Here is a 509-nt window from a genome sequence, read left to right on the forward strand (position 1 = left end):
TGACGCGACCGACCAGTGTCTGGGTCTTGCCGGTACCTGGACCCGCTTCGAGGAGATAGGCCGTGCCACTGTGTTCCGCCGCAGCCTTCTGCTCGCCATTGAGGGGGCGTTCGATGTGCTCACGTTCAGCTTCGGGTTCGACCACTGGCAAGAGAAGTGCGTCGAGCAGCTGTTGAACGATGGCTGCGCGTGGGGCACCGACCTGGTCCGCGATCTCGACCGAGGTCATGGCATGATCGAGATGGAGCGTCTTCGCTGTTGCCCTGGGCATGAGCAGCTCTCTCGCGAACAGGTCCATTTGAACCTCCCGCCGTTGTCGACGACTGTAGTCCTCGACACGCTCCGCTCCTACTGGAGGCATTTCCGATGGTCGCGAAGCATCTGCTTCGATGGTCTCGTATCGCTGAGTCCGGTCGCCGAGCTCAACATGGCCAACTTCATGGGCGACGAGGAAAGCATCCCCGAAGTCGGATCCGGTGGCCTCGTGGATGATCACCGGCATGCTGGGG

At 61.7% G+C, this 509-nt stretch carries 1 protein-coding gene; it reads right to left on the reverse strand.

What is annotated here, in order from left to right:
• The coding region (locus tag CEV33_RS01045; protein ID WP_235818329.1) for an ImmA/IrrE family metallo-endopeptidase at positions 1 to 502 on the reverse strand (502 nt) is incomplete at its 3' end.
• Positions 503 to 509 lie beyond the last annotated feature (7 nt).

Source organism: Brucella grignonensis (assembly GCF_002252505.1).
Taxonomy (GTDB): Bacteria; Pseudomonadota; Alphaproteobacteria; order Rhizobiales; family Rhizobiaceae; genus Brucella; species Brucella grignonensis.